We start from the raw sequence: 22,037 nt of genomic DNA on the forward strand, positions 1-22,037 counted from the left end.
ACTCAGCTTCGACTATTGTCTTGCTTTGTAGGACACTTTCGCATGGGACGTATTAGCAAAGCATCGTTGCTGCTTTGATACGTCCGCACTGGGAGATATGCTCACCAGCTGTTGTAGTTTGTTTTCCCCCACCTAAAGAGGAAGGGGACATCTTAAAGCTCGTTATATTTAACATGAAAGGATTATAATATGCTTAATTTAGAGAAATCTGCCGCAGCCTTTGAAGAAGCGAAGAACTTAATGCCCGGCGGCGTAAACAGTCCGGTCCGGTCCTATAGAAATGTGGATTGCAATCCACCCTTTATTGACCGGGCCGAGGGCAGTCATATTTTTGATATTGACGGCAATGAGTATATAGATTATGTGGGCTCCTGGGGCCCAATGGTGGTGGGCCATGCCCATCCCCAGGTGGTAAAGGCCCTGCAGGAGGCGGCCACCCGTGGCACCAGCTACGGAGCCCCTACCCTTATTGAAAGCCAGCTGGCCAAGCTGGTAATGGAGGTATATCCATCCATAGAGGTAATCCGCATGGTCAATTCCGGTACTGAGGCTACCATGAGTGCCCTGCGGTTGGCCCGGGGCTTTACCGGCCGCAACAAGATTTTAAAATTCATCGGCTGCTATCACGGTCACAGTGACGGTCTGCTGGTAAAGGCCGGCTCCGGTCTGGCCACCTTTGGGGTGCCGGACAGCCCGGGAGTTACCCCGGGTACCGCCAATGATACCATTACCATACCATATAACGATTTTGAGGCCTTTACTGAGGTCATGGAAAAAAGCGGCAGTGAAATCGCTGCGGTTATCGTGGAGCCGGTGGCCGGTAATATGGGTCTGGTGCTGCCTAAGCCAGGGTATCTGGACTTACTGCGCAGGCTGACGGCCGAACAGGGTGCCCTGTTAATCTTCGATGAAGTAATGTGTGGCTTCAGAGCCTCCCTGGGCGGTGCCCAGAAGGCCTACGCCGTCAAGCCGGATCTGACCTGTCTCGGTAAAATTATTGGTGGCGGTTTGCCGGTGGCCGCTTACGGTGGCCGGCGGGATATTATGAATTATATTGCCCCGGCTGGTCCTGTATATCAGGCCGGTACCCTGTCCGGCAATCCACTGGCCATGACGGCGGGACTGGAAACCCTGAAAATTATCACCGCTGAGCCGGAGCCTGGGGAGCCGGATTATAGCCGAGTATTGACCATCAAGACCAAGAAGCTGGTGCTGGGTATTGCCCAGAAGGCCAAGGAGGCCGGTGTTACCCTGCAGGTACAGCAGGCGGGCTCCATGTTTGGCTTCTTCTTTAACGACAAGGAAGTAGTGGACTACGAAACCTCGGCTGCCTCCAATCAGGAGGCCTTTAAGGTGTGGTTCAGGGCCATGCTGGAGCAGGGAATTTATCTGGCCCCATCCCAGTTTGAAACCCTGTTCATGTCCGGGGCCCACACTGATGAGGATATCGATAAAACCATCGAAGCCGCCGGCGTGGCCCTTAAAAAGGTTGCAGAGTTTCTGAAATACTAATTTCAATAGGGGCATTGCCTTCAGCAAGGGACTCAGGACTAAATCTATTGTTTTGCTTTTAATTAGTCAGCAAGAAAAATCCAAACTCGCTTCGCTCAAACAGTGGATGTTTTCTCGCTGTGTAAGTATGCAAAAAAATAGCTTCTTAACGTCCATCGCCCAACGCTTCAAGCAATTGCCCCTATCAGAAAGCTATAATCTAAATTTATTCATATTCTAATCAGATTTAAATGTTTACATTGTATAAGAAAGGCAGGGGGATGCTGTGTTGAACATTTAACGCCGGTACGGCGTAAAGCACAGCATTATCCTGCCGTTATCACTGCATGTAGGAGGATTTTTGAAATGCTTAAGAAATTATTCAGTATCTTTTTAAGCACGGTGTTCCTGGTGTCTTCATTGGGGACGGCGGCCGCGGCGGTGCCGAATACCGCCAACGGCAAGCTGGGAGCCGTGGAGATTGCCACCTATGGCCAGGAGCAGACCGGGGCCATCGTTCAGCGCATCGAAAAGCTGGAAAAGGATTTTGGTGGTACCACGAAAAAGGGGGCCATGATGGATCGCATTAACAGCCTCTACGATGAAGCCTTTGACAATTCCACCAGCCCGTCCCTGATTACTCAGCTCAACGCTCTAGAATGGACCATTTCCCATAAGGTGAGTATGGACTCCATTCAAAAGCGGGTCAACGACATGGAACTGCAGATCAACGGCAATAATTCCGATGACTCCATCAAGACGCGCATTGAGAGCTTGTCTACCTTCGCCTTTGGCAGTACCACCATTCCACTGACTCAGGTAAACGTACCGGCAAACACCCTGGTAAAGATTTCTCTGGTAACTCCAATTAATGCCAAGGAATTAAAAAAGGGTGACATTATAAAGTTCAAGGCAGCAGAGGACGTTATTGAAAATGACATGCTTCTTATAACGGCTGGCGCCCTGGGCGAAGGTGAAGTTACCGATGTATCCCAGGCCCAGAACTTCGGGCGCGACGCCAAAATCAACATTGACTTCAAGGAAATGGAGGCCGTGGACGGTACCAGGGTTGATATGACCCTGGGTGAGGAAGCCAAGGCAAGCATGGAGCAGATGGGTATGGCAGCCGGTGCCAGCCTGGCCGGCATGCTTATCCTCGGTCCAATCGGTATCATTGGCGGTGCCTTTGTAAAGGGCAAAAATGTCAACCTGCCTGAGGGCACCGACTTGTATCTGCAAACAGAAAAGGCTTGCACCGTATACGCCATTCCAACCACCAGCACAGAGCAGTTTTAATTGAACACAGAAACAATCTGGCCTCCTCCGATGGAGAATATTACAATCGGGGGAGGCTTTTCTTGTGTTATACAGTTAAAAGGAGTATCATATAGTAGAGTATGTATGCAATTAAGGGCGACAGCCAATTGATTAGATAGGGGAAAACAATTTGATGAAGAACAATACCAAAGCACTGCTTTGTGCCGGAATGCTGGTGACCATCATGGTTCTGCCGGGAGTGGGGACGGCAGCCCAATACAACTCCAGTACTGATACTAATGCAAATGTGCTGGATTATCTGGAAAATAATCGGCGTGCGGCGCGGGAGAATGCTCTGACCGATGAACAGCAGCAGCTGGTGCAGGATGCCCTGGAAATGAGCAGAAACCTGCGTGATCCACTGGATCCCACCAAAAATGTTCCGGTGGCCCTGGAAGGGGATGAGCTGTTTTACGATCAGCGTAATGGTGATTTTTACGCTGTCGGTCAGGTTAATATTACCTCCATGGATGCCCAGCGGTTTAAGACTGAGGAAATAAAAGGAAACCTTCAAAACACGGAGATAAATGTACCGGGGAAGGGTCATATGGTACAAATGACCCCGCAGCAGGCCAAAATAATTATGGATGGGTACAGAATCCAATACAATTATGGCAAAAAAACCGGCAGCATGGAGGATGTCAGTGGCAAGATTGACCACGAATACATTAAGGGAAAGCGCATTGAATTGTACCCGGACAAGATTTTGGTCTTTGACGGCTATATAACCAAGTGCTCGGCTGTTCACCCGGATTATCGTACCTCTGCCGCCATGGTTGAGGTATATCCAGGGGATAAAATGATTTGCCATGATTTGAAGTTTTGGCTGGGGGATACCCCCATTTATTCCGCCAAGAAGAAGACCTTTAGGTTGGACCGGGACGATAGCCAGATGGATTTGCCACGGGTGGGCTATAATCCGGATGATGGATGGTGGATACGCAAGAACTTTACTAAGGATTTAAATAAAAATCTGTATTTAACAGGTGATGTGATTTATACGGGGAAGCATGGCTTTCATAGCAATGGTGGCCTTGTATACATCAACAGTCTAGGGAAATTTGAGTTGCTAACTGGATACTATGAGAGCAGTAACAATAAGTGGATAAAGAAGGCTCCATCCTTCCGGTATAGCAAATCCATACCCTTGGGGGACTCACCTTTTACGGTAAATTTGAGGTATGAACGGGGGCATTGGAGCCAGGATAATATTCACAGTATGCACACCTTTTACGAGGCTACCTTGAAGCATAAGCCAATCGATTTGGGCGGTAATCACAAGTTGGATTTGAGTACCAGTTATTCTGTTACAGACGAAAGTTATAATCATTCCCGGATAAAGGGCCTTGGCTATGCGGCTCTGCTGTGGCGGGATGTGGATCCACGGTGGTCGTATTACACCAGGTACAGCTATACCCAGGCCAACAGCAAGAATTCCGTATTCGATTACGATCTGGACAGCTATTCCCGGAAATTATCGGCGGGCTTCAGCTATAAGTTCAATGACCATGATCGGGTGGTTGTGGGTACGGCCTTTAATATGAATAACTACCATTTGGCGGATATGGACTTGTATTGGTTCCACGAGTTCCATTGCCTCCAGCTGATTTCCCGTTATCGGGTAAAGCGGCATCAGGTTAACTTTACATTACAGTTTAATCCGTGGTGATAAATGTGGATAAAGAGTTATTATTGAACGTAATAGACAAAATGCATGGCAGTGAGGTCCTGGTAATCGGCGATATGATTGCTGATATCTACCTTGAGGGTACCATTTCCCGCATTTCCCGAGAAGCACCTGTATTGGTGCTGGAGCAGGCTGCTGAAAAGGTGGTGGCCGGTGGTGCGGCTAATGTGGTGAATAATGCGGCAACCCTTGGCGGTAATGTTCACGCCGCAGGCCTCTTGGGCGATGACAGTGGTGCCAAGGGACTTACGGAGATTCTTAAAGGCCGCGGGGTGGATGTGGCTGGATTTATAAAGGATACCAGCCGGGACACCATTTCCAAAACCCGGGTTATTGCCGGGGGACGCACTACCGTGAGCCAGCAGATTGTCCGCATTGATAAGGAATCCAAGGAACCCATGTCCTCAGAGCATGAGTCCGTTATGTCCCGGTATTTGGCGGAGGTCTTGCCCAAGGTTAAGGGAGTCGTCCTCAGCGATTATGGCAGTGGTACTATTACGGAGAAGCTGAAAAATCAGATTTTTGACTATTGTCATCAGAATGATATCCCTACCATTGTGGATTCCCGTTATGATATTCTTCGCTTTAAAACCGTAGATTTTATAAAGCAAAATGATGCGGAGCTGGCTAACGCCGTGGGGCGCACTCTCCATAATGAGGAGGAGCTTGTAGCGGCCGGCAAGGAGCTGCTGAAAAACCTGGAAGCCAAGGGAGCCCTTATTACCCGGGGTGAACAGGGCATGACCCTGTTTATGGCTGACGGCAGTGTGGAACATATTCCAGTTTCCGATAAGAGCGAGGTTTTTGATGTTTCCGGTGCCGGCGATACCTGTGTAGCTACGGTTATATTGGCCTTGGCAGCAGGAGTGGAGCCATTGACTGCCGCTACCCTGTCCAATATAGCCTCCGGGATTGCCGTAAGGAAAATGGGTACTTCTACCGTAAGTGCCCAAGAGCTTAAAGATTATATTACGAAACATATGTAAGGGATACTCCCTTACTTAAAGGTATTTATTATGCTGATAGATGGTTCAAAAATAGCAGATTTTTGTAAGGTCCTGCGGGAGGGCGGCCAGAAGGTGGTATTTACCAATGGCTGCTTCGATATTCTTCACGCAGGTCATGTGAGATATTTGAAAAAGGCCCGTTCCTTTGGGGACTGCCTGGTGCTGGGCCTTAACAGTGATGCGTCAGTGCGGCGTATCAAGGGGTCCACCCGGCCCATTAACTGCGAGGCGGACCGGGCGGAGGTGGCCGATGCCCTGGCCTGTGTTGATTATGTGGTAATATTTGACGAGCCAACGGCGGAGGAGCTTATTACCAAGGTCCATCCCGATGTTTATGTTAAGGGTGGGGATTATACCCTGGAAACCCTGCCAGAGGGCCGAATCGTCAAGGCATATGGGGGCGAGGTGGAGCTGGTGTCCCTGGTGGAGGGCCGGTCTACCACCAATATTATTAAGAAAATTCAGGCAGGTGACAGCAATGGCTAATATAAAAAGTGTTCTTGTAGTAAAGCTTAGTGCCATTGGGGATGTGATTCATGCCCTGCCTGTTTCATACGCCATCAAGGAAACCTATCCGGATGCAAAAATCACCTGGGTAGTGGAGCCGCCGGCTTACGACTTATTAAAGGACAACCCGTATATAGACAAGATAATTGTTTTTGAAAAGAAGAAATTTAAGTCCTTTAAGGGCTTTTTGAAAAATTACGGACCATTTTCCAAGATAATCAGGGCAGAGCGTTATGATGCTTCCTTGGATTTACAGGGCCTCTTTAAGTCCGCAGCAATTGTGTGGAATGCCAAGGCCCGTCTTCGTCTTGGCACCTGCAACATGCGGGAAATGTCCCACAAAATTAGTCGTCCGGTAGCTGGTCCTAATTCCAATGGTCACATTGTGGAGCGTTACCTGGACGTGGCCAGGGCTTTGGGATGTAAAGTGAAAAATGTGGTATTTCCCATGGAAATCACAGAGCGTGACCGTATAGGGGCTGAAGGAGCCATGCAGCAGGCGGGAGCCCGTATGGAGAATCCCTATGTAGTGCTGGCTGTGGGAGCCAACTGGCCTAACAAGCGGTGGCCAACCAGATACTATGCCCAGCTGTCTGACTGGCTTTATGGTATGAAAATTATTCCGGTTATTATCGGTGGTGGTGTTTTGGACAGCACCTTGGCGGCAGATATTGAAGCAGCAGCAGAAATCCCACCAATTAATTTGGTTGGCAAGACCTCGTTAAAGCAGCTGGCCTATATTATTCAACAGTCTCAGGCAGTAATTGGTGGCGATACCGGTCCGGTTCACCTTTCCGCAGGCCTCGGAAGGCCAACGGTAATGGTGATGGGTCCTACTGATGCCAACCGTAATGGTCCATATGGGCAGCTGGAAAATGCCATTGAGGCCAATCGTCCATGCAAATATTGCTGGAAACGGGCTTGTCCTAAGGGACTGGAATGCTTATCGGTAATTCACCCGAAGGAAGTGGAAAACAAGCTAAAGAATCTATTGTGAATTTTGGCTCTCTTGAGGAAACTGTCTGCCCTGCAGACTGAGGGGGGTATACCTATCTGAAAGGTCAATATGGATATAAATAAGTTAAAAATTAAAAGAATACTAATAATAGATTTAGCCTTTATTGGCGATGTGATTTTGGCTACGCCGGTTACCCGGGCGGTGAAGGCCAGGTGGCCAGAGGCGGAGCTTACCATGCTGACGGTTCCCTTTACCGAAGCCGTGGCCAAAATGAACCCCTACGTGGATAAAACCCTGGTCTATGACAAGCGGGGAAGACACAAGGGCTTGTCCGGGATGTGGCAAATGGCCAAAAGCCTTAAAAAATACAAATTTGATTTGGCCATTTGTATGAATTTTGCCCTTCGTGGTGCTGTGGTAGCCTGGCTGGCCCGGATTCCATATAGATTAGGCTATGACGCTCAGCACGCCAGCTTCTTTTTGACCTGGGCTGTCAGCCATATAAGGGAGGGCATCAAGCATGAAACGGAAAATCACTTGGAAATACTGAAGCCCTTTGGTTTTTCCACGGAGGACACCTCCATAAAGCTGGAGCCGACCGCTGAGGCAATTTTATCCATGGAAGAAAAATATAAAAATTATGGTATAAAAAAAAGCAAGTATTATGTAGTATGCCCCATAGGAAGTTATGAGCGTAAAAATATGCCCATTAATATAGTTTCATATCTTATTAAGGAGCTTAAAAACACCTATCCGGTGTATTTTATTGGAGGCACAAGGGAGAAAACAGAGCTTATTGGTTATGCTCAGGCCGTACAGTTATCTGAGACTCATGTTTTTGCCGGCACATTTAACTTACAGGAATTGGCAGTATTTATAAAAAATGCTGCTGGAATGGCTACTGTAGATACTGGTCCAATGCACATAGCCCAGGCTGTGAATTGTCCAACAATAGCTGTTTTTGGTCCAACGGATCCCATAGTGTGGGGGCCACGAAATGAAAACAGTTGTTATATCTACACTAATGAGGCGTGTTCTCCGTGCTGGGGAAAGGGCGAGTGTAAGGATAATGTTTGCATAAAAAAAATTAAGGCAAAGGACTTATATGAAAAGCTACGACAATATTCTGGTCATTAATCTCATGCACATTGGGGATTTAATGCTGACTACACCGGTATTGAGAACCATGAGGTCCAATTATCCCCAGTCACGAATAACCCTGTTGGCGGATAAAAAGCTGGCGGATTTGGTGATTAATAATAAGTGGATTAATGAATGCTTATTGATAGACAAAAAGGGGGCCGATAATTCACTGCCGGCCTTAATAAAATTCATTGGCAGAGTCCGTGAGAAAAAATACGATTTGGTGATAAACCTCCACCGGAACGAACGGGCCTCGGCCATAGCGGCCTTTAGCGGGGCTAAGACCATCGTAGGCTACAGCAAGCCCGTCTTTTCCCTGTGGTTTACCGAGGTGAGAAATAATCCCTCCATAGCTCATCACATCGGTTGGGGGCCTCTGCATTTGCTTCCCCCATATAAATATGTACCGGGCTGGGAGCATCAGGTTCACGCTCATCTAAACCTGTTAAAGGAAACCCTGAACATAGATAAAATCGATGATGGGGGCCTGGAAATGTGGATCGATGAGCAGACTACAGCCAGGGCAGAGCAGCTTTGGCAGGACAGCTTTCCTCCGGGAGTCAGGGTGGTGGCCTTCAATATTGGGGCCAGCTGGATTACCAAGCGGTGGCTGGACAGCTATTTTGCCCAATGCGGTGATACGCTTATTGACAGGGGCTATGGCGTAGCCTTCTTTGGTGGGCCAATGGATGATGAAATAGTCCAGAGCTGTATCAGCCTTATGAAGCATAGGGACAGTAAGCTTATCAAGGTATTTACCGGCAAATTGTCCCTGGGGGAATTGGGGGCCATGCTGAAAAAATGCGCCCTGATGCTGACCACCGACTCCGGGCCCATGCATGTGGGGGTATCCCAAAATGTGCCGATTGTAACCATGTTTGGGGCCTCCCCGGTGCCGGGCTTTTATCCCTATGATGCCAAGGATGTGCTTATAAAGAGCCCGGAGCCATGTCATCCATGTGGCATTCATCGATGTCCACATGAGGGGGAGCAAAATCTGGCCTGCATGAAGCATATTACCGTTGATATAGTGATGAAATACGTGTGGGAGCTGCTGGAAAAATACGAAGCTCAGGCCGGAAACGTGCCTAGAGAATACGGTGCTTACCAGTGCCGTGTGATAGATGTAGCAAAAGGGTAGTAAGGAGGAAATAGTATCATGACCGCAAGCAAGGATAGATTAAAGGAATTTGTGACCTCAGGCATGTCCAAGGTACATCTTTTGGTGGTGGGGGATGTAATGCTGGATAAGTATTACTATGGCGAGGTAACCAGGATATCCCCGGAGGCTCCGGTTCCCATTACTCGGGTGGTGGAGACCAAGGATACCATGGGCGGTGCCGCCAACGTAGCCCACAACCTGGCCCTGCTGGGGTGTAAGACATCTATTGCCGGATTTGTGGGGGATGATTATCACTGTCAGACCCTGGTGGATAAATTTATATCCCGGGGGATTGATTACAAGGGGATTATTTATCGTGAGGAACCGACTACCACCAAGCTGAGGGTAATTGGCGGCCATCAGCAGATGCTGCGCCTTGATTTTGAGGATACGGAGCCGGTGAAGCCACTGTATGCCAATCGTCTGTTAAATTATGTGGAGCAGGCATTGGAGGAATTCGATGCTGTTATTATCTCCGATTACGGCAAGGGAGCCTGTACGCCGGAGGTGTGCACCAGTATTATTGAAATGTGCAATAATGCCAATATTCCTGTACTGGTGGATCCGAAGGGCCGGGAATGGCAGAAATACACCAACGCGGATTTTATCACCCCAAATGTAAAGGAAATCAATGAAATTTTGGAAAAACCGATTAAGAACCGGGATGAGGCAGTACAGCAGGCTGCTACCTACATTATGAGCAGGTTTAAAATCAAGAATGTACTGGCCACCCGTTCTGAATGCGGTATGTCAATGGTGAGTCCAACCGATGCCGTTCATATCCCGACCAAGTCTCAGGAGGTTTTTGATGTATCCGGTGCCGGTGATACGGTAATTGCCGTATTTGCTCTGGGTATTGCCGGCGGACTTATTCCCCGGGAGGCAGCTTATTTGGCAAATCTGGCAGCCAGCGTAGTGGTGGCCAAGCTGGGGACCTATGCGGTGAGCAAGGATGAATTGGAAAATGTACTTTTGCAGAGCATCAGGGCTGAGGAGGAAAAATAACCCATGATTATTGTAACCGGTGGTGCCGGGTTTATTGGCAGCAATATCGTAAAGGAGCTGAACCGTCAGGGGCGCAGTGATATCCTTATTGTGGATGATTTGAACAATCGTAAGGAGCAGAGTCAGTCCTACCGGAACCTGCGGGGGCTGCAGTTCATTGATTATATGCACAAGGATGATTTCCTCGCTGCTATCCAACGCAAGGAATTTGACGGTGTGGATGTGGACGTGGTATTCCATGAGGGAGCTTGCTCCGATACCATGGAGTACGATGTAAACTACATGATGAAGGCCAACTACGAGTATTCCAAGGCAGTGCTTCATTTCTGCATGGAGCATCGGATCCCCTTCCTTTATGCCTCCTCTGCCTCCACCTACGGAGCGGGGGAGCATGGCTTCCGGGAGGGAAATGAGTGCGAGGATGCCCTGAATCCTTACGCCTACTCCAAGCTGTTATTTGACCGCTATGTTCGTCAGGTGATTTCTGATACTCAGAGCCAGATTGTGGGTCTCAAATATTTCAACGTATATGGTCCTCAGGAGCACCACAAGGGCAATATGGCCTCTATTTTCTATCAGCTGTATCATCAGGTGAAGAAGGATGGAGTATGCCGTCTTTTTGAAGGATGGGGCAAGTTCAGTGATGGTACTGACGTGCCAAATGGCGGTCAGAAGCGTGACTTTATTTACGTAAAGGACGTGGTAAAGGTAAATTTGTGGTTCTGGCAGCACAAGGGCCCCAGCGGAATCTATAACTGCGGTACAGGCAAGGCCCATACCTACAATGAGGTGGCTGACAGCGTAATCAAGGCATTAGGCAAAGGTAAAATTGAGTACCGTGATTTCCCAGAGGTGTTAAAGGGCAAGTATCAAAACTATACTGAATCTGATACCACCAAGTTGCTGGAGGCCGGCTACGACCAGGGCTTCTATGATATGTACGATGCCGTAAAGGAATATTGTGACTTCCTGGATGAGGGCGGCTATTTTAAGTATGGCAAATAGGTATGACCATGAATAGGGCGGTATTTTTTGATCGGGATGGCACCTTAAACGAGGAGGTCCATTACCTGCACAAAATAGAAGACTTTAAATGGATAGATGGAGCCATTGACGCCATAAGGTATTGTAATGACAATGGTTATCTGGTCATTGTCATTACTAATCAGAGCGGCGTTGCCCGGGGGTATTATCCGGAAAGTGACATTATGAAGCTTTATGAGTGGATGAACGCCGATTTGGCCAAGCATGGAGCCCATCTTGACGGTATTTATTATTGTCCCCACCATCCTACTGGCAAGGTAAAGGAATACGCCATAGAATGCGATTGCCGCAAGCCAAAGGCCGGTATGCTGCTTCAGGCCCAGCGGGATCATGATATTGACCTGAAGGCGTCTTACCTTATTGGTGATGGGGCCAGGGATGTGGAATGTGCTGAGGCAGCCGGAGTAATAGGGATACGGTATAATGGGGGTAATCTTTATAAGGCCCTTATATATGGTATGAAAAATAAATAAAGGACGAGGATATAATGAAGTTTGTGCAGATTGCTCACGCGATTACAAAGGATGATGCGGCCAGTAGACAGCTTCTGAATATGGATTCCATGCTTAAGGAGCTGGGATACGATACGGCGATGTTTGCCCACAAGGTGGACAGTCGCTTGACAGATCAGGTAAAATCCATGGAGGCTTTTTCGGCCACAGCGGAAGATATCATCATATATCATATGACTACCGGCACCTCCTTTAACAAGTGGGTGTATAATTATCCTCAAAAAATCGTGCTGTATTATCACAATATTACTCCTGCCAAATTTTTCTTCGGTAATGCCTGGGGATCCTGGTGGAAGTGTATAAAGGGCCGGCGGGAATTAAAAAAAATTGCTGCCAACAGCTTTTTTGCCTGGGGAGCTTCTGAGTATTCCCGTAAGGAGCTGGTTGATCTGGGAATGGAACGTACGGCTGTAATGTCCATTGTGGTGGAGCCGGGAAAATACACTCAGTATGAACCAGTAGCTTCTCTGCTGGATAAGTATCAGGATGATGTGCCAACACTGCTGATGGTGGGACGTGGGGTGCCACACAAAAAGCTAGATGAAGCTATAGTGGCAGTCCATTGGTATAAGGAACATATCTCGCCAGTTATTCGGTTGGTACTGGCGGGAAATATCAAGAGCAGTTACGCCAAGAAGCTCCATCGAATGGTGGAGAGTCTTGGATTGGTTGAACAGGTGATTTTTACCGGCCAGATATCCAATGAGGAATTGTGTACCTGGTATCGGATTACTGATGCAGTTCTGTCCCTTAGTGAGCATGAAGGATTCTGCGTGCCATTGGTGGAGGGGATGATTTTCGACAAACCGGTATTTGCCTATGCCTGCTCTGCTGTGCCGGAGACACTGGGCGAGGCCGGTGTACTGTTAAAGGATAAATCGCCTGAAGCAATAGCTACTATTATAAAAAATGTGTTAAATGACCAGGATAAACTGGCCCAACTGGCTGATGGAAGAAAAAAGCGGTTGGCGGCACTTTCCTATGACAGATTGATGGAAAAATTCCGTCAGGATATAAAAACTATAATTGAGCTGAAGAAACAGCTCAGCTAGGATGTGCAACAATGGCCAAGCTTACGGTTTTGATTTTGGCAAAAAATGAAGAAAAAAATATCAGCGACTGCATAAAAAGTGTCTTGTTCGCTGATGAAATACTGGTTATAGATGATTTTAGCACGGATACCACGGCAAGGATTGCTGAAGAACTGGGGGCCAGGGTTATCCAGCATTCTATGGATGGCAATTGGGGTCAGCAAAAAACCTTTGGCATTGAGCAGGCCAGCCACCCATGGATTTACCTGTTGGATGCGGATGAACGGGTTACTGAGCCATTGAAGGAGGAAATCCTCAAGGCCATAAATAGTGAGGAAAAGTTTGTTTATTATAATGCCCGGTTAAATCATTTCTGCGGTAAAGTAGTAAGATACAGTGGCTGGTTTCCGGATTACGGTATTCATCTTATTCCCAAGGATGGCTCCTATGTAACGGGGTATGTTCATGAGGAAATACACTATAATTATCCGGTGAAAAAAATGCCTAAGTCGGCATATTTGCTGCATTATACCTATGTGTCCTGGGAACAGTATCTGCGGAAGCTGAATAACTATACCACTTTGGGGGCCAGAAAAAAGTTTGATGCGGGCAAGCGGGCCGGTATTTTGGATATTATATTTCACCCGTTGTTTGGTATGTTTAAAATCTTTTTTGTCCAGCGAGCCTTTCTGGATGGACTGACTGGTTGCTTCCTGACGGTAGGGCATGGGATAAGCGTGTTTATGAAATATTCCAAGCTGTACTATCTGGGGAAGGGGATTGGTACCGCTGACAAGGAAAAGAGCTGATAATTAGTGAGTGACAATAAATTGCAAAGCTATACTGCTTTAGGAAAGCAGATTTACGATATAAGAAAGACCAGAGAGGCCAGACGGTATTATGTATTTGTGCTGCGGTCAGTTTTTTTGCGGGGGAAATTGGACAAGCTACAGCGGCATTTTACCAGTACACCGTTGCTGACTGAGGTACAGAAGCTGTACCCCTTTGTTTATGAACAGCCTACCCGGGCTTTTTTTTATAACAAGTCCACCTTTGAGGAGCGGGCTGAGATTGTAACAAAGCATATGGATTATTTAGCTGAAACGCTAAAACCAGAGGTGTTGTTGGACATTTATCGGGAAAAGGATATCCCGCTTTGGGAAGGCGGCGATGTAGATGGCAAACGATTTTGGGCATCGCTTTTCTATGAGCCGGGACAGCGGAAGGAAGGCATTTTATCTGTGATGTTGCGCCTGGATGAGGAACCGCTGTACCAGATGATTTTTTGGATTGCTCCGGATAAGGCCGGGAACTGGTCCATGTGGATTGGGGCTATGCAAGGTCCGAATATGGACGATGCCAAGGAGGTTATCAAAAAAATAACCAAGCGGTGTCATAGCTATCGCACGAAAAATCTTATTCTTTATATTGCCCAGGCGGTGGCCCGGGGCTTGGGGTTAAAGCGAATTTATGCTGTAACTAATTATGGTTATTATGCCAATAACCATGTAAGGATGGATCGGAAGCTGAAGACATCCTTTAGCGATTTTTGGGCAGAAGCCGGAGGACATCCCACCGAGGATAAGCGCTTTGATATCCTGCCGTTAGTGGAAACCCGGAAAACCATGGAGGAAGTACCTACCAGAAAACGGGCAGTATACCGCCGGCGGTTTGAATTGTTAGATGAGATAGATGAAAGTGTAAATAGTGCCTTGGGGGCATTGTTGAAATAATAAAAGGATATTATTGGAAATAAAGGAGATTTAAATGAAACTTCTTTTTGTGTGTACAACGGAATTGCAGCTTTTGACGGCTTTGAATTTAAAATATAACATCTATAAGGATGATATTGCAGATATAATTGTAGATAATTATCATGGAGAAGAGGCTGCATTGGCAGACCGTATTAAACAAACCAATATATTCAGGAATGTTTGTTTTGTAAAATCCAATATAGAAGAAAAGACTATACACGCATATTTACGCGGTATTAGCGATGGCAAAACAAATATAACCTCCGGAGATGCTTTAGTGAATAGCTTCTTTTTTGTCTGGAGTCGTATAAAAACTGTTTTCAGTAAAGACAAGGGATGGCTAAGTGTTTTAGTTAATGATTTCTCCAAGCTGACTATGTCAGAGTATGATGCATTTTTTGGCTACGGTGGGAAAAAAATCACAAAACATGTGCGTTTATTTTTAGATGAGATTAATCCATCCTGTAAGATTGTTCAGCTTGATGAGGGCGTAGGGGCTTATTGCGCCGGAAATGTTGGGGAAAATACTAAAATTGATTCTTGCGAGGTTTATGAGCCTGATTTGTTGCAGTTTACGGCTGTGACTAAAAAAGTTCCAGCAATAGACAAAGAAGATATCACTTTTGTAAACATTGTCAATCAGATTTTTGAGTATGATGATACAAAAAATGTAGATTTTAGTGGGAATATTGTTTTTTTTGATCAGGGTGTTTCTAGTCCAATGCCAAAGTATTTAAGAAATGCCTCCTTCCTTACAAAATTGATATTTCATAATTCATATCGAAGGCACAAAGTTGAAGAAGATGTTTATGAAAGATGGAAGCAGATTACATTGGAAATATTAAAATCTGTAGGAGAAAAAAATATTTGGGTTAAAATGCATCCAAGAGCTTCTTCAGAGGCGTTATCATTTTTTGCGGCTATGCCTAATGTTAATATAATGCCACAGTATAGAGTTCCGTGGGAAATTATGGCTCTAAATTCTAAAGTTGAGGATAGTGTTTTGATGTCTTTTTTTTCCAGTTCGACCTGTCTGCATAATTCTGTTGTAAAATCGGCTGGCAAAAATATGATTATATTGCTATATGACATGGTTGATTTACCAATAGAGCAAGTCGTGGTTGATTATTGTAAAGCACTAAGTAAACGCTTCAATAACAAAATTTTTATCCCAAAAGATAGGGAGGAATTCTTATCATTCTGGAAAAAATAATGTACTCCACATAATAAATGTCCTCTAAATTTGTGATGTTGCAGATTATGGCAGAGGATTTTCAAGTAAGTACCTTTGGGTGTTATAATTTAACTATGATACTTTGAACTAAAGTTGTTTAGTATTGGAGGAACACAATGTATAATGTTGTAATAATCGGTGTAGGTGCTCTTGGAAGAAGACATCTTTCGTCTATATTAAATTCTACATTAGATCTTGATGTGTGTTGTTATGATATTAATGGGCATGCTTTGGAAGGTTTTGAGTGGGAGAATACATACAATAATAAAAAACTAACTATGGTCAAAGCCTTCAAAGATTTGCCACAAACAATAGATTTCGCTTTATTTGCTATGACTGCCAATGGTCGGAGGGAAATGTTTGACCAGCTTATTGAACACTGTACTGTTAAGAATATTTTATTCGAAAAAGTGTTATTCCAGAAGGTTGAAGATTATGAGCATGTTGCCAGTAAGCTAAATGAACTCCGTATAAAGGCCTGGGTGAATTGTGCCAGACGACAGATGAATTGCTATCAGGATTTAAAGAAAGAGTTGGAATCTGCCAAGGAAATGCGAGTTAACATATCAGGCGGTGAGTGGGGATTGGGCTGCAATGCTATCCACGAAATCGATTTGATTGAGTTTTTATCCGGCAGTAGTGCGACAAAGATTGATAAGTTGAGTCTTCTGCCACAGATAGCTGATAGCAAACGTAAGGGATTCAAAGAAGTTTATGGTACCATATCAGGGCATAGCGGGAAATGTTCATATTTTTCCATTACCTGCATGAAAGAGACTCATGTTCCGAGTGTAATGACAATTTCCACTGATATTGGGCAGTACATAGTATTTGAAGAAAACCAAAAGCTGGTGTGCATGACAAAGAGTGGCGAGTACGATCTTATAGAAAGAGATTTTGTTATGCCATATCAGAGTCAGATGACGCAGTTTGTAATGGAAGATATTTTATTGACCGGAGAATCACGTTTGGCCAAGTACGATGTATCAAGTAGACTTCATTTGGAGTTTATTGAGCCGCTTATTAAATTCTTTAACAAAAATGGATGGGAGAGTAATTCATGTCCAATAACTTAAAACAAGTTCTGATTGTAGGCACAGGAGGAATAGCAGGAGAGTATTGCAAGGTACTTCATGCTATTGGTATAGAGCCCGACGTTGTGGGAAGAAATGAAGATAAGGCAAAGAAGTTTGGGGAAAAACATGCTGTCACAGCCTTTGGCGGTGGTATCGATAATTATTTGGCAAATACTGGAAAAAAATATGATTATGCCATTGTTGCCACTGATGTTTTGAATCTTTGTACCAATACTTGTTCTTTGCTTGAGCATGGCATAAAAAAAATTTTCACAGAAAAACCAGCTGGTATGAATAAGGCAGAGATTACCAAGATATGTCAGAATGCAGAAAAATATAATGCCAAGGTATATGTGGCATATAACAGAAGATTTTATGCTTCAACTACTAAAGCTATAGATATTATACAGGAGGATGGTGGAGTACAATCATTCAATTTTGAATTTACCGAGTGGAGTCATGAAATTGAGTCATTGCCTACCCCGGCCGAAGTGAAAGAAGAATGGTTTTTGGCAAATTCTACGCATGTAGTGGATTTGGCTTTTTTCTTAGGAGGTGAGCCTGAAAAAATGGCCAGCTTTATTACTGGTGGCTTATATTGGCACCCAAAAGGCTGTGTTTATTCCGGTGCCGGAATGACCAAGAATAAGGCACTTTTTAGTTATCAGGCTAACTGGGCAGCTCCGGGCCGTTGGGTAGTTGAAATATTAACTAGCAAACATAGATTGTATTTTAGCCCTATGGAGAAATTGTCCATTCAGGAATTGGGTTCTGTAGTTGTTAATCCTGTTGAGATTGATGACAAGATAGACTTGGATTATAAACCAGGCTTTTATAAGGAGGTTGATTCCTTTATAAATGAAATTGATGATGGTAAAAAGAAGACAATTCAGGATCAGCTCCGTTATATGGAATATTTTGACAAGATAGAAGGAAAAGCATAATATCTATCAAGATTATTGTATTAGGATGATATAACATGTTTAATTTAGATGCATTTATTAATAAATACGTTATCAAGCGGGAGCAAAGCATGTTCCTTGGGGATATCGAGGTAAATAAAGTGCAGTTAAGTAAAAAAATAGCTGGAAAAACGGTTTTGGTTATTGGTGGAGCTGGTTCTATTGGTTCATCATTTATTAAGGCTATTTTGCCGTTTAAGCCTGCGACTCTTGTTGTGGTGGATATAAACGAAAACGGCCTAGCTGAGCTGACACGTGATTTGCGTTCCACTAAAGGTATGTATGTGCCAAAAGACTATGTTCCCTATCCAATGAACTTTGCTTCTACTGTGTTTGAAAAAATGTTCAGAATTCGAGGGGGCTTTGATATTGTGGCAAACTTTTCCGCTCATAAGCATGTTCGCTCGGAAAAAGATATTTATTCCGTTGAGGCCCTCTTGCAAAATAATGTTTTGCAGGCCAAGAAACTCTTAGATTTACTGGCGGAGCTACCTCCAGAGGAATTTTTTTGCGTGTCGACAGATAAGGCAGCTAATCCGGCAAATATCATGGGAGCCAGCAAACGTATCATGGAGGATGTTATTTTCGCATACTCCGATAAGTTCCCGGTAAAGACGGCCCGTTTTGCCAATGTGGCCTTTTCCAATGGGTCTCTTCCAGCTGGCTTCATTGCCAGATTGCAGAAGCTACAGCCAATAAGTGCACCATCTGATGTAAAGCGGTATTTTGTATCGCCGGAGGAAAGCGGACAGATTTGTATGCTGTCCTGCATGTTGGGCAACAATCGGGAAATTTTCTTCCCACGTCTTGAAGAGGCCCAAATGATGACCTTTGATAAGATTGCAACAACCCTTTTGGAAGAACATGGCTATGAAGTGCTGGAATGCGATAGTGATGAAGAGGCTATCGAAAAAGCGGCCGAATTGAGAAAAGGCAGCAAGCAATATCCAGTTCATTATTCTGGTTCCAATACCTCCGGTGAAAAGGCATATGAGGAATTTTATACCGAAAGCGAGACTGTAGACTTAGCACGGCTGAAATCATTGGGTGTGGTTACTGGTAAAGAAATACCTGATAAAGCAAAGGTGAAGGCTTTGTTTGACAAGCTGACCGCTGTGTTTGATAAAGAAAGTACCACTAAAGAAGAAGTGGTAAAGATTATAGCGGAGTATTTACCGAATTTTGAGCATATTGAGACGGGGAAGTCACTGGATAGTAAGATGTAGACCTCATCCGCCCTTCGGGGGATTAACCTCATCCGTCAGCATAGCGGCTGCCACCTTCCCCAGAGGGGAAGGCAAAAAACGAAGGAGATGTGAATGTGAGCAGATTTATACCTTTATCTATACCGAATTTTGAAGGTAATGAACGGAAATATGTAGATGATGCCATTGATCAGGGGTGGGTATCCACTGGTGGTGCCTATATTACCAAGCTAGAGGAAAAGCTGGCAGGTTTTTTACATACAGATAATGTGGCAGCTTGTCAGAGCGGTACCGCTGCGCTGCATCTTTCAATGGTGGAGGCTGGTGTACGGCCAGGCGATGTGGTTTTGGTTCCGCCACTTACCTTTATTGCAGCGGTAAATCCGGTAAAGTATCAGTTTGCTACTCCTGTATTTATCGATTGTGATGACAGTTTTTGTATGTCTCCAGTAAAATTACAGGCATTTTGTGAAAATGAGTGCAGCTTTGATGGAAATCAGCTTCGTTATAATAATCAGCCAGTTAAGGCTGTAGTCGTGGTTCACATATTTGGCAATATGGCGGATATGGTGGCCATTATGGATATTGCTCAAAAGTATAACCTCAAAGTAGTTGAGGATGCTACCGAGGCCTTGGGTAGTAAATTTACAGCTGGTCCATTGGCGGGGCAATATGCTGGTACTATTGGTGATTTTGGCTGCTACTCCTTCAATGGGAATAAGATTATTACCACTGGTGGCGGTGGTGCGGTTACGGCCAATAACACCAAAGTGGTAGACCATCTTCGTTATTTATCCACACAGGCAAAAAATGATGTGCATTATTACATTCATAACGAGGTTGGTTATAACTATCGCATGACTAATCTTCAAGCCGCCTTGGGGGTGGCTCAGATGGAAGAACTGCCAGAGTTTATCCGCCGTAAGCAGGCTAATTTTCAGCTATACTGTGAATTGTTTGATAGTTTCGAGTTTGGTAAAATGGTAGGATTCCGCGATGATATTGATTCAAATATGTGGTTCTATTCTCTGGAAATAAATCGTGATAAGGTGAAAAACTCTATGCGGGATATCATTACGGCGTTGGAAAAATGTGGGATTCAGACTAGAGCTATATGGGGGCTTATTAATGAGCAGATACCATATAAGAATGAGGTAACCTACGAGCTAGAAAAAGCACCGTATTATGCTAAGAGGATCTTAAATTTGCCGTCCAGTACCCAAATAACCAAAGCGGAAATTGAGTATGTGGTCGAGCAGGTAAAGAAAGTGTTAGGTGATTTTGCTCATGGATAAGGAGCGAATGCAGGAGTTTTTAGCAAAATTGCCATTGTCTGTAGTTGAGGCCATGGCAATGATAGATAGTCATGCCCACGATGCTGGATTGGTATTTATTGTTGATGAAATAAATAGACTGGTTGGCTGTATAACAGATGGAGATATTCGTCGTTGGATATTAAAGGGCGGTGAAGTGAATGCTCCGGCAGAAAAAGTTATGTACAAAACGCCTATATATTTGTCCGAACGTGATGCAGCCAATGCAAAGGCGGTATTGATTAAGGAAAGCATTACCGCCGTTCCCATTGTGGATGATGATAATAAAATTGTTGATATTGCGCTGTCACGAGAAGTAAGTAACATAAAAAACAGGAAAAAGAGGCTAAAAGGTGTTCCGGTGGTCATAATGGCTGGCGGTAAAGGTACTCGGCTTTATCCATATACCAAAATATTGCCTAAGCCCCTTATTCCTATTGGAGACACCCCTATAGTGGAGCGAATCATTGATTGTTACGTGGAATATGGTATTGACAAATACTATATGACGGTTAATTATAAAAAGGGAATGCTTCGATCCTATTTCAATGATTTGGCACCAAACTACGGCATAAAATTCGTGGAGGAGGATAAGCCATTAGGAACTGGTGGCAGCATCAAGTTGATTGAAGATAAGTTTGACAGACCACTATTTGTTACCAATTGTGATGCACTTATTCGGGCAGATTACTCGGATATCTATGAACATCATATTAAGTGCGGGAATGATATTACAATGGTAGTTGCCCTGAAGAATATCACAGTGCCCTATGGTGTGGTGAATTCCGGGGAGAACGGCGAGTTACTCTCTATGGAAGAAAAACCTACCCTATCCTATTTCATTAATACAGGTATGTATATCATCAACCCTGAAACCATTGACTTGATACCGGATGCTACCATGTTCCACATGACGCATTTGGTGGAAAAGGTGATGAAACAGGGGGGCAAGGTTGGCACTTACCCTATAAGTGAGGATTCCTTCCTGGATATGGGTGAGTTTGAGGAAATGAAACGAATGGAGCAGAAATTAAATATTATTTCTGATAAATGATTATGGAAGATATTGTGCTGGTTGGCTTTGGCGGTCATGCCAAAAGCGTGGCTGACTGTCTTGAACGGGAAGAAAAATATCATATTGTTGGTTATACAGATATGCAGGCAGCAACTTCCCAGTATGCATATTTGGGCACTGATGACAAGCTGCAGGCCATTTTTGACCGCGGTGTAAAAAATGCTGTTATTGGTATTGGCTATATGGGACGGGGAGCTATTCGGCAGCAGCTTTATAGTAAACTGAAAGAAATAGGTTTTGAGTTACCTGTTATCGTTGATCCATCTGCTATTGTTTCTGCCACAGCACTCATTGGCGAAGGTACTTTCGTGGGCAAGGGTGCCATAGTAAATGCCGAAGCAAAAATTGGGAAAATGACCATCATTAATACTAAAGCACTTGTGGAGCATGAGTGTGTAGTGGGGGATTTTGCCCATGTGGCTGTAGGAGCTGTGTTGTGCGGACAGGTGGAGATTGGCGAAGGAGCTTTTATCGGGGCGAATGCCACTGTTATTCAGTGCCGAAAAGTGGAGCCAAATACTGTAATTCCGGCAGGGGCAACTATCAGATAAGGA

The 22,037-nt window shown here is 44.9% G+C and carries 21 protein-coding genes; all 21 read left to right on the plus strand.

The window, feature by feature from the left end:
* Positions 1-189 precede the first annotated feature (189 nt).
* The 21 genes from hemL (at position 190) to Q0Y54_RS00105 (ending at position 22,034) form a co-directional block, all read left to right on the plus strand.
* Positions 190-1,512 carry a glutamate-1-semialdehyde 2,1-aminomutase gene (gene hemL, locus Q0Y54_RS00005; RefSeq protein ID WP_297962878.1) on the plus strand — a complete coding sequence of 441 codons (1,323 nt, stop codon included), beginning with the start codon at positions 190-192 and terminating at the stop codon, positions 1,510-1,512.
* A 345-nt stretch (positions 1,513-1,857) separates the two neighbouring features.
* Complete coding sequence (locus tag Q0Y54_RS00010) at positions 1,858-2,787, plus strand: hypothetical protein (RefSeq protein ID WP_297962880.1); 930 nt, start codon at positions 1,858-1,860, stop codon at positions 2,785-2,787.
* Between the two features lie 151 nt (positions 2,788-2,938).
* Positions 2,939-4,477, plus strand: a complete 1,539-nt coding sequence (locus Q0Y54_RS00015; RefSeq protein WP_297962883.1) for a hypothetical protein — start codon at positions 2,939-2,941, stop codon at positions 4,475-4,477.
* Between the two features lie 41 nt (positions 4,478-4,518).
* Complete coding sequence (locus Q0Y54_RS00020) at positions 4,519-5,481, plus strand: bifunctional heptose 7-phosphate kinase/heptose 1-phosphate adenyltransferase (RefSeq protein ID WP_297963034.1); 963 nt, start codon at positions 4,519-4,521, stop codon at positions 5,479-5,481.
* A gap of 30 nt (positions 5,482-5,511) precedes the next feature.
* The gene (gene rfaE2 / locus Q0Y54_RS00025; protein ID WP_297962886.1) at positions 5,512-5,988 is read left to right on the plus strand and encodes a D-glycero-beta-D-manno-heptose 1-phosphate adenylyltransferase; all 477 of its coding nucleotides are present in this window, start codon (positions 5,512-5,514) and stop codon (positions 5,986-5,988) included.
* A gap of 1 nt (position 5,989) precedes the next feature.
* The gene (locus Q0Y54_RS00030; RefSeq protein WP_297963037.1) at positions 5,990-7,006 is read left to right on the plus strand and encodes a glycosyltransferase family 9 protein; all 1,017 of its coding nucleotides are present in this window, start codon (positions 5,990-5,992) and stop codon (positions 7,004-7,006) included.
* Between the two features lie 69 nt (positions 7,007-7,075).
* Positions 7,076-8,104 carry a glycosyltransferase family 9 protein gene (locus Q0Y54_RS00035; protein WP_297962889.1) on the plus strand — a complete coding sequence of 343 codons (1,029 nt, stop codon included), beginning with the start codon at positions 7,076-7,078 and terminating at the stop codon, positions 8,102-8,104.
* Positions 8,073-9,251, plus strand: coding sequence for a glycosyltransferase family 9 protein (locus Q0Y54_RS00040; protein ID WP_297962891.1), 1,179 nt, complete (start codon positions 8,073-8,075; stop codon positions 9,249-9,251). The genes Q0Y54_RS00035 and Q0Y54_RS00040 overlap by 32 nt, the downstream gene beginning before the upstream one ends.
* 18 nt (positions 9,252-9,269) lie before the next feature.
* A complete protein-coding gene (gene rfaE1 / locus Q0Y54_RS00045) occupies positions 9,270-10,277 on the plus strand; it encodes a D-glycero-beta-D-manno-heptose-7-phosphate kinase (RefSeq protein ID WP_297962893.1) in 1,008 nt (335 codons plus the stop codon).
* A 3-nt stretch (positions 10,278-10,280) separates the two neighbouring features.
* Complete coding sequence (gene rfaD / locus Q0Y54_RS00050) at positions 10,281-11,282, plus strand: ADP-glyceromanno-heptose 6-epimerase (RefSeq protein ID WP_297962896.1); 1,002 nt, start codon at positions 10,281-10,283, stop codon at positions 11,280-11,282.
* A gap of 2 nt (positions 11,283-11,284) precedes the next feature.
* Positions 11,285-11,794 carry a D-glycero-beta-D-manno-heptose 1,7-bisphosphate 7-phosphatase gene (gene gmhB, locus Q0Y54_RS00055; protein WP_297962899.1) on the plus strand — a complete coding sequence of 170 codons (510 nt, stop codon included), beginning with the start codon at positions 11,285-11,287 and terminating at the stop codon, positions 11,792-11,794.
* Positions 11,795-11,808: 14 nt separating this feature from the next.
* Positions 11,809-12,885 carry a glycosyltransferase gene (locus tag Q0Y54_RS00060; RefSeq protein WP_297962902.1) on the plus strand — a complete coding sequence of 359 codons (1,077 nt, stop codon included), beginning with the start codon at positions 11,809-11,811 and terminating at the stop codon, positions 12,883-12,885.
* Positions 12,886-12,896: 11 nt separating this feature from the next.
* On the plus strand, positions 12,897-13,673 hold the full coding sequence (locus Q0Y54_RS00065) for a glycosyltransferase family 2 protein (RefSeq protein ID WP_297962903.1): 777 nt from the start codon (positions 12,897-12,899) through the stop codon (positions 13,671-13,673).
* A gap of 6 nt (positions 13,674-13,679) precedes the next feature.
* The gene (locus Q0Y54_RS00070; protein ID WP_297962906.1) at positions 13,680-14,597 is read left to right on the plus strand and encodes a VirK/YbjX family protein; all 918 of its coding nucleotides are present in this window, start codon (positions 13,680-13,682) and stop codon (positions 14,595-14,597) included.
* Between the two features lie 34 nt (positions 14,598-14,631).
* Positions 14,632-15,831, plus strand: coding sequence for a hypothetical protein (locus tag Q0Y54_RS00075; protein ID WP_297962909.1), 1,200 nt, complete (start codon positions 14,632-14,634; stop codon positions 15,829-15,831).
* Positions 15,832-15,968: 137 nt separating this feature from the next.
* Positions 15,969-16,928, plus strand: a complete 960-nt coding sequence (locus tag Q0Y54_RS00080) for a hypothetical protein (RefSeq protein ID WP_297962913.1) — start codon at positions 15,969-15,971, stop codon at positions 16,926-16,928.
* Positions 16,913-17,872, plus strand: coding sequence for a Gfo/Idh/MocA family protein (locus Q0Y54_RS00085; RefSeq protein ID WP_297962916.1), 960 nt, complete (start codon positions 16,913-16,915; stop codon positions 17,870-17,872). Before Q0Y54_RS00080 ends, Q0Y54_RS00085 begins: the two co-directional genes overlap by 16 nt.
* A gap of 35 nt (positions 17,873-17,907) precedes the next feature.
* Positions 17,908-19,116: a polysaccharide biosynthesis protein gene (locus tag Q0Y54_RS00090; RefSeq protein ID WP_297962919.1), complete on the plus strand. Its 1,209-nt coding sequence runs from the start codon at positions 17,908-17,910 to the stop codon at positions 19,114-19,116.
* A gap of 95 nt (positions 19,117-19,211) precedes the next feature.
* Complete coding sequence (locus Q0Y54_RS00095) at positions 19,212-20,390, plus strand: LegC family aminotransferase (RefSeq protein ID WP_297962922.1); 1,179 nt, start codon at positions 19,212-19,214, stop codon at positions 20,388-20,390.
* A complete protein-coding gene (locus Q0Y54_RS00100) occupies positions 20,383-21,462 on the plus strand; it encodes a nucleotidyltransferase family protein (protein ID WP_297962924.1) in 1,080 nt (359 codons plus the stop codon). The genes Q0Y54_RS00095 and Q0Y54_RS00100 overlap by 8 nt, the downstream gene beginning before the upstream one ends.
* Positions 21,459-22,034, plus strand: coding sequence for an acetyltransferase (locus Q0Y54_RS00105; protein ID WP_297962927.1), 576 nt, complete (start codon positions 21,459-21,461; stop codon positions 22,032-22,034). Before Q0Y54_RS00100 ends, Q0Y54_RS00105 begins: the two co-directional genes overlap by 4 nt.
* Positions 22,035-22,037: the final 3 nt, after the last annotated feature.

The organism is uncultured Anaerovibrio sp. (genome assembly GCF_947302755.1).
GTDB lineage: Bacteria > Bacillota > Negativicutes > Selenomonadales > Selenomonadaceae > Anaerovibrio.

Excerpts from the sequence above, each read along its gene's own strand:
- Q0Y54_RS00035 (WP_297962889.1), top strand. The coding sequence starts at position 7,076 with ATGGATATAAATAAGTTAAAAATTAAAAGAATACTAATAATAGATTTA.
- gmhB (WP_297962899.1), top strand. The coding sequence starts at position 11,285 with ATGACCATGAATAGGGCGGTATTTTTTGATCGGGATGGCACCTTAAAC.
- Q0Y54_RS00020 (WP_297963034.1), top strand. The coding sequence starts at position 4,519 with ATGCATGGCAGTGAGGTCCTGGTAATCGGCGATATGATTGCTGATATC.
- rfaE1 (WP_297962893.1), top strand. The coding sequence starts at position 9,270 with ATGACCGCAAGCAAGGATAGATTAAAGGAATTTGTGACCTCAGGCATG.
- Q0Y54_RS00080 (WP_297962913.1), top strand. The coding sequence starts at position 15,969 with ATGTATAATGTTGTAATAATCGGTGTAGGTGCTCTTGGAAGAAGACAT.
- hemL (WP_297962878.1), top strand. The coding sequence starts at position 190 with ATGCTTAATTTAGAGAAATCTGCCGCAGCCTTTGAAGAAGCGAAGAAC.
- Q0Y54_RS00040 (WP_297962891.1), top strand. The coding sequence starts at position 8,073 with ATGAAAAGCTACGACAATATTCTGGTCATTAATCTCATGCACATTGGG.
- Q0Y54_RS00105 (WP_297962927.1), top strand. The coding sequence starts at position 21,459 with ATGATTATGGAAGATATTGTGCTGGTTGGCTTTGGCGGTCATGCCAAA.
- Q0Y54_RS00065 (WP_297962903.1), top strand. The coding sequence starts at position 12,897 with ATGGCCAAGCTTACGGTTTTGATTTTGGCAAAAAATGAAGAAAAAAAT.
- Q0Y54_RS00085 (WP_297962916.1), top strand. The coding sequence starts at position 16,913 with ATGTCCAATAACTTAAAACAAGTTCTGATTGTAGGCACAGGAGGAATA.
- Q0Y54_RS00075 (WP_297962909.1), top strand. The coding sequence starts at position 14,632 with ATGAAACTTCTTTTTGTGTGTACAACGGAATTGCAGCTTTTGACGGCT.
- Q0Y54_RS00010 (WP_297962880.1), top strand. The coding sequence starts at position 1,858 with ATGCTTAAGAAATTATTCAGTATCTTTTTAAGCACGGTGTTCCTGGTG.
- rfaD (WP_297962896.1), top strand. The coding sequence starts at position 10,281 with ATGATTATTGTAACCGGTGGTGCCGGGTTTATTGGCAGCAATATCGTA.
- Q0Y54_RS00090 (WP_297962919.1), top strand. The coding sequence starts at position 17,908 with ATGTTTAATTTAGATGCATTTATTAATAAATACGTTATCAAGCGGGAG.
- Q0Y54_RS00100 (WP_297962924.1), top strand. The coding sequence starts at position 20,383 with ATGGATAAGGAGCGAATGCAGGAGTTTTTAGCAAAATTGCCATTGTCT.
- Q0Y54_RS00060 (WP_297962902.1), top strand. The coding sequence starts at position 11,809 with ATGAAGTTTGTGCAGATTGCTCACGCGATTACAAAGGATGATGCGGCC.
- rfaE2 (WP_297962886.1), top strand. The coding sequence starts at position 5,512 with ATGCTGATAGATGGTTCAAAAATAGCAGATTTTTGTAAGGTCCTGCGG.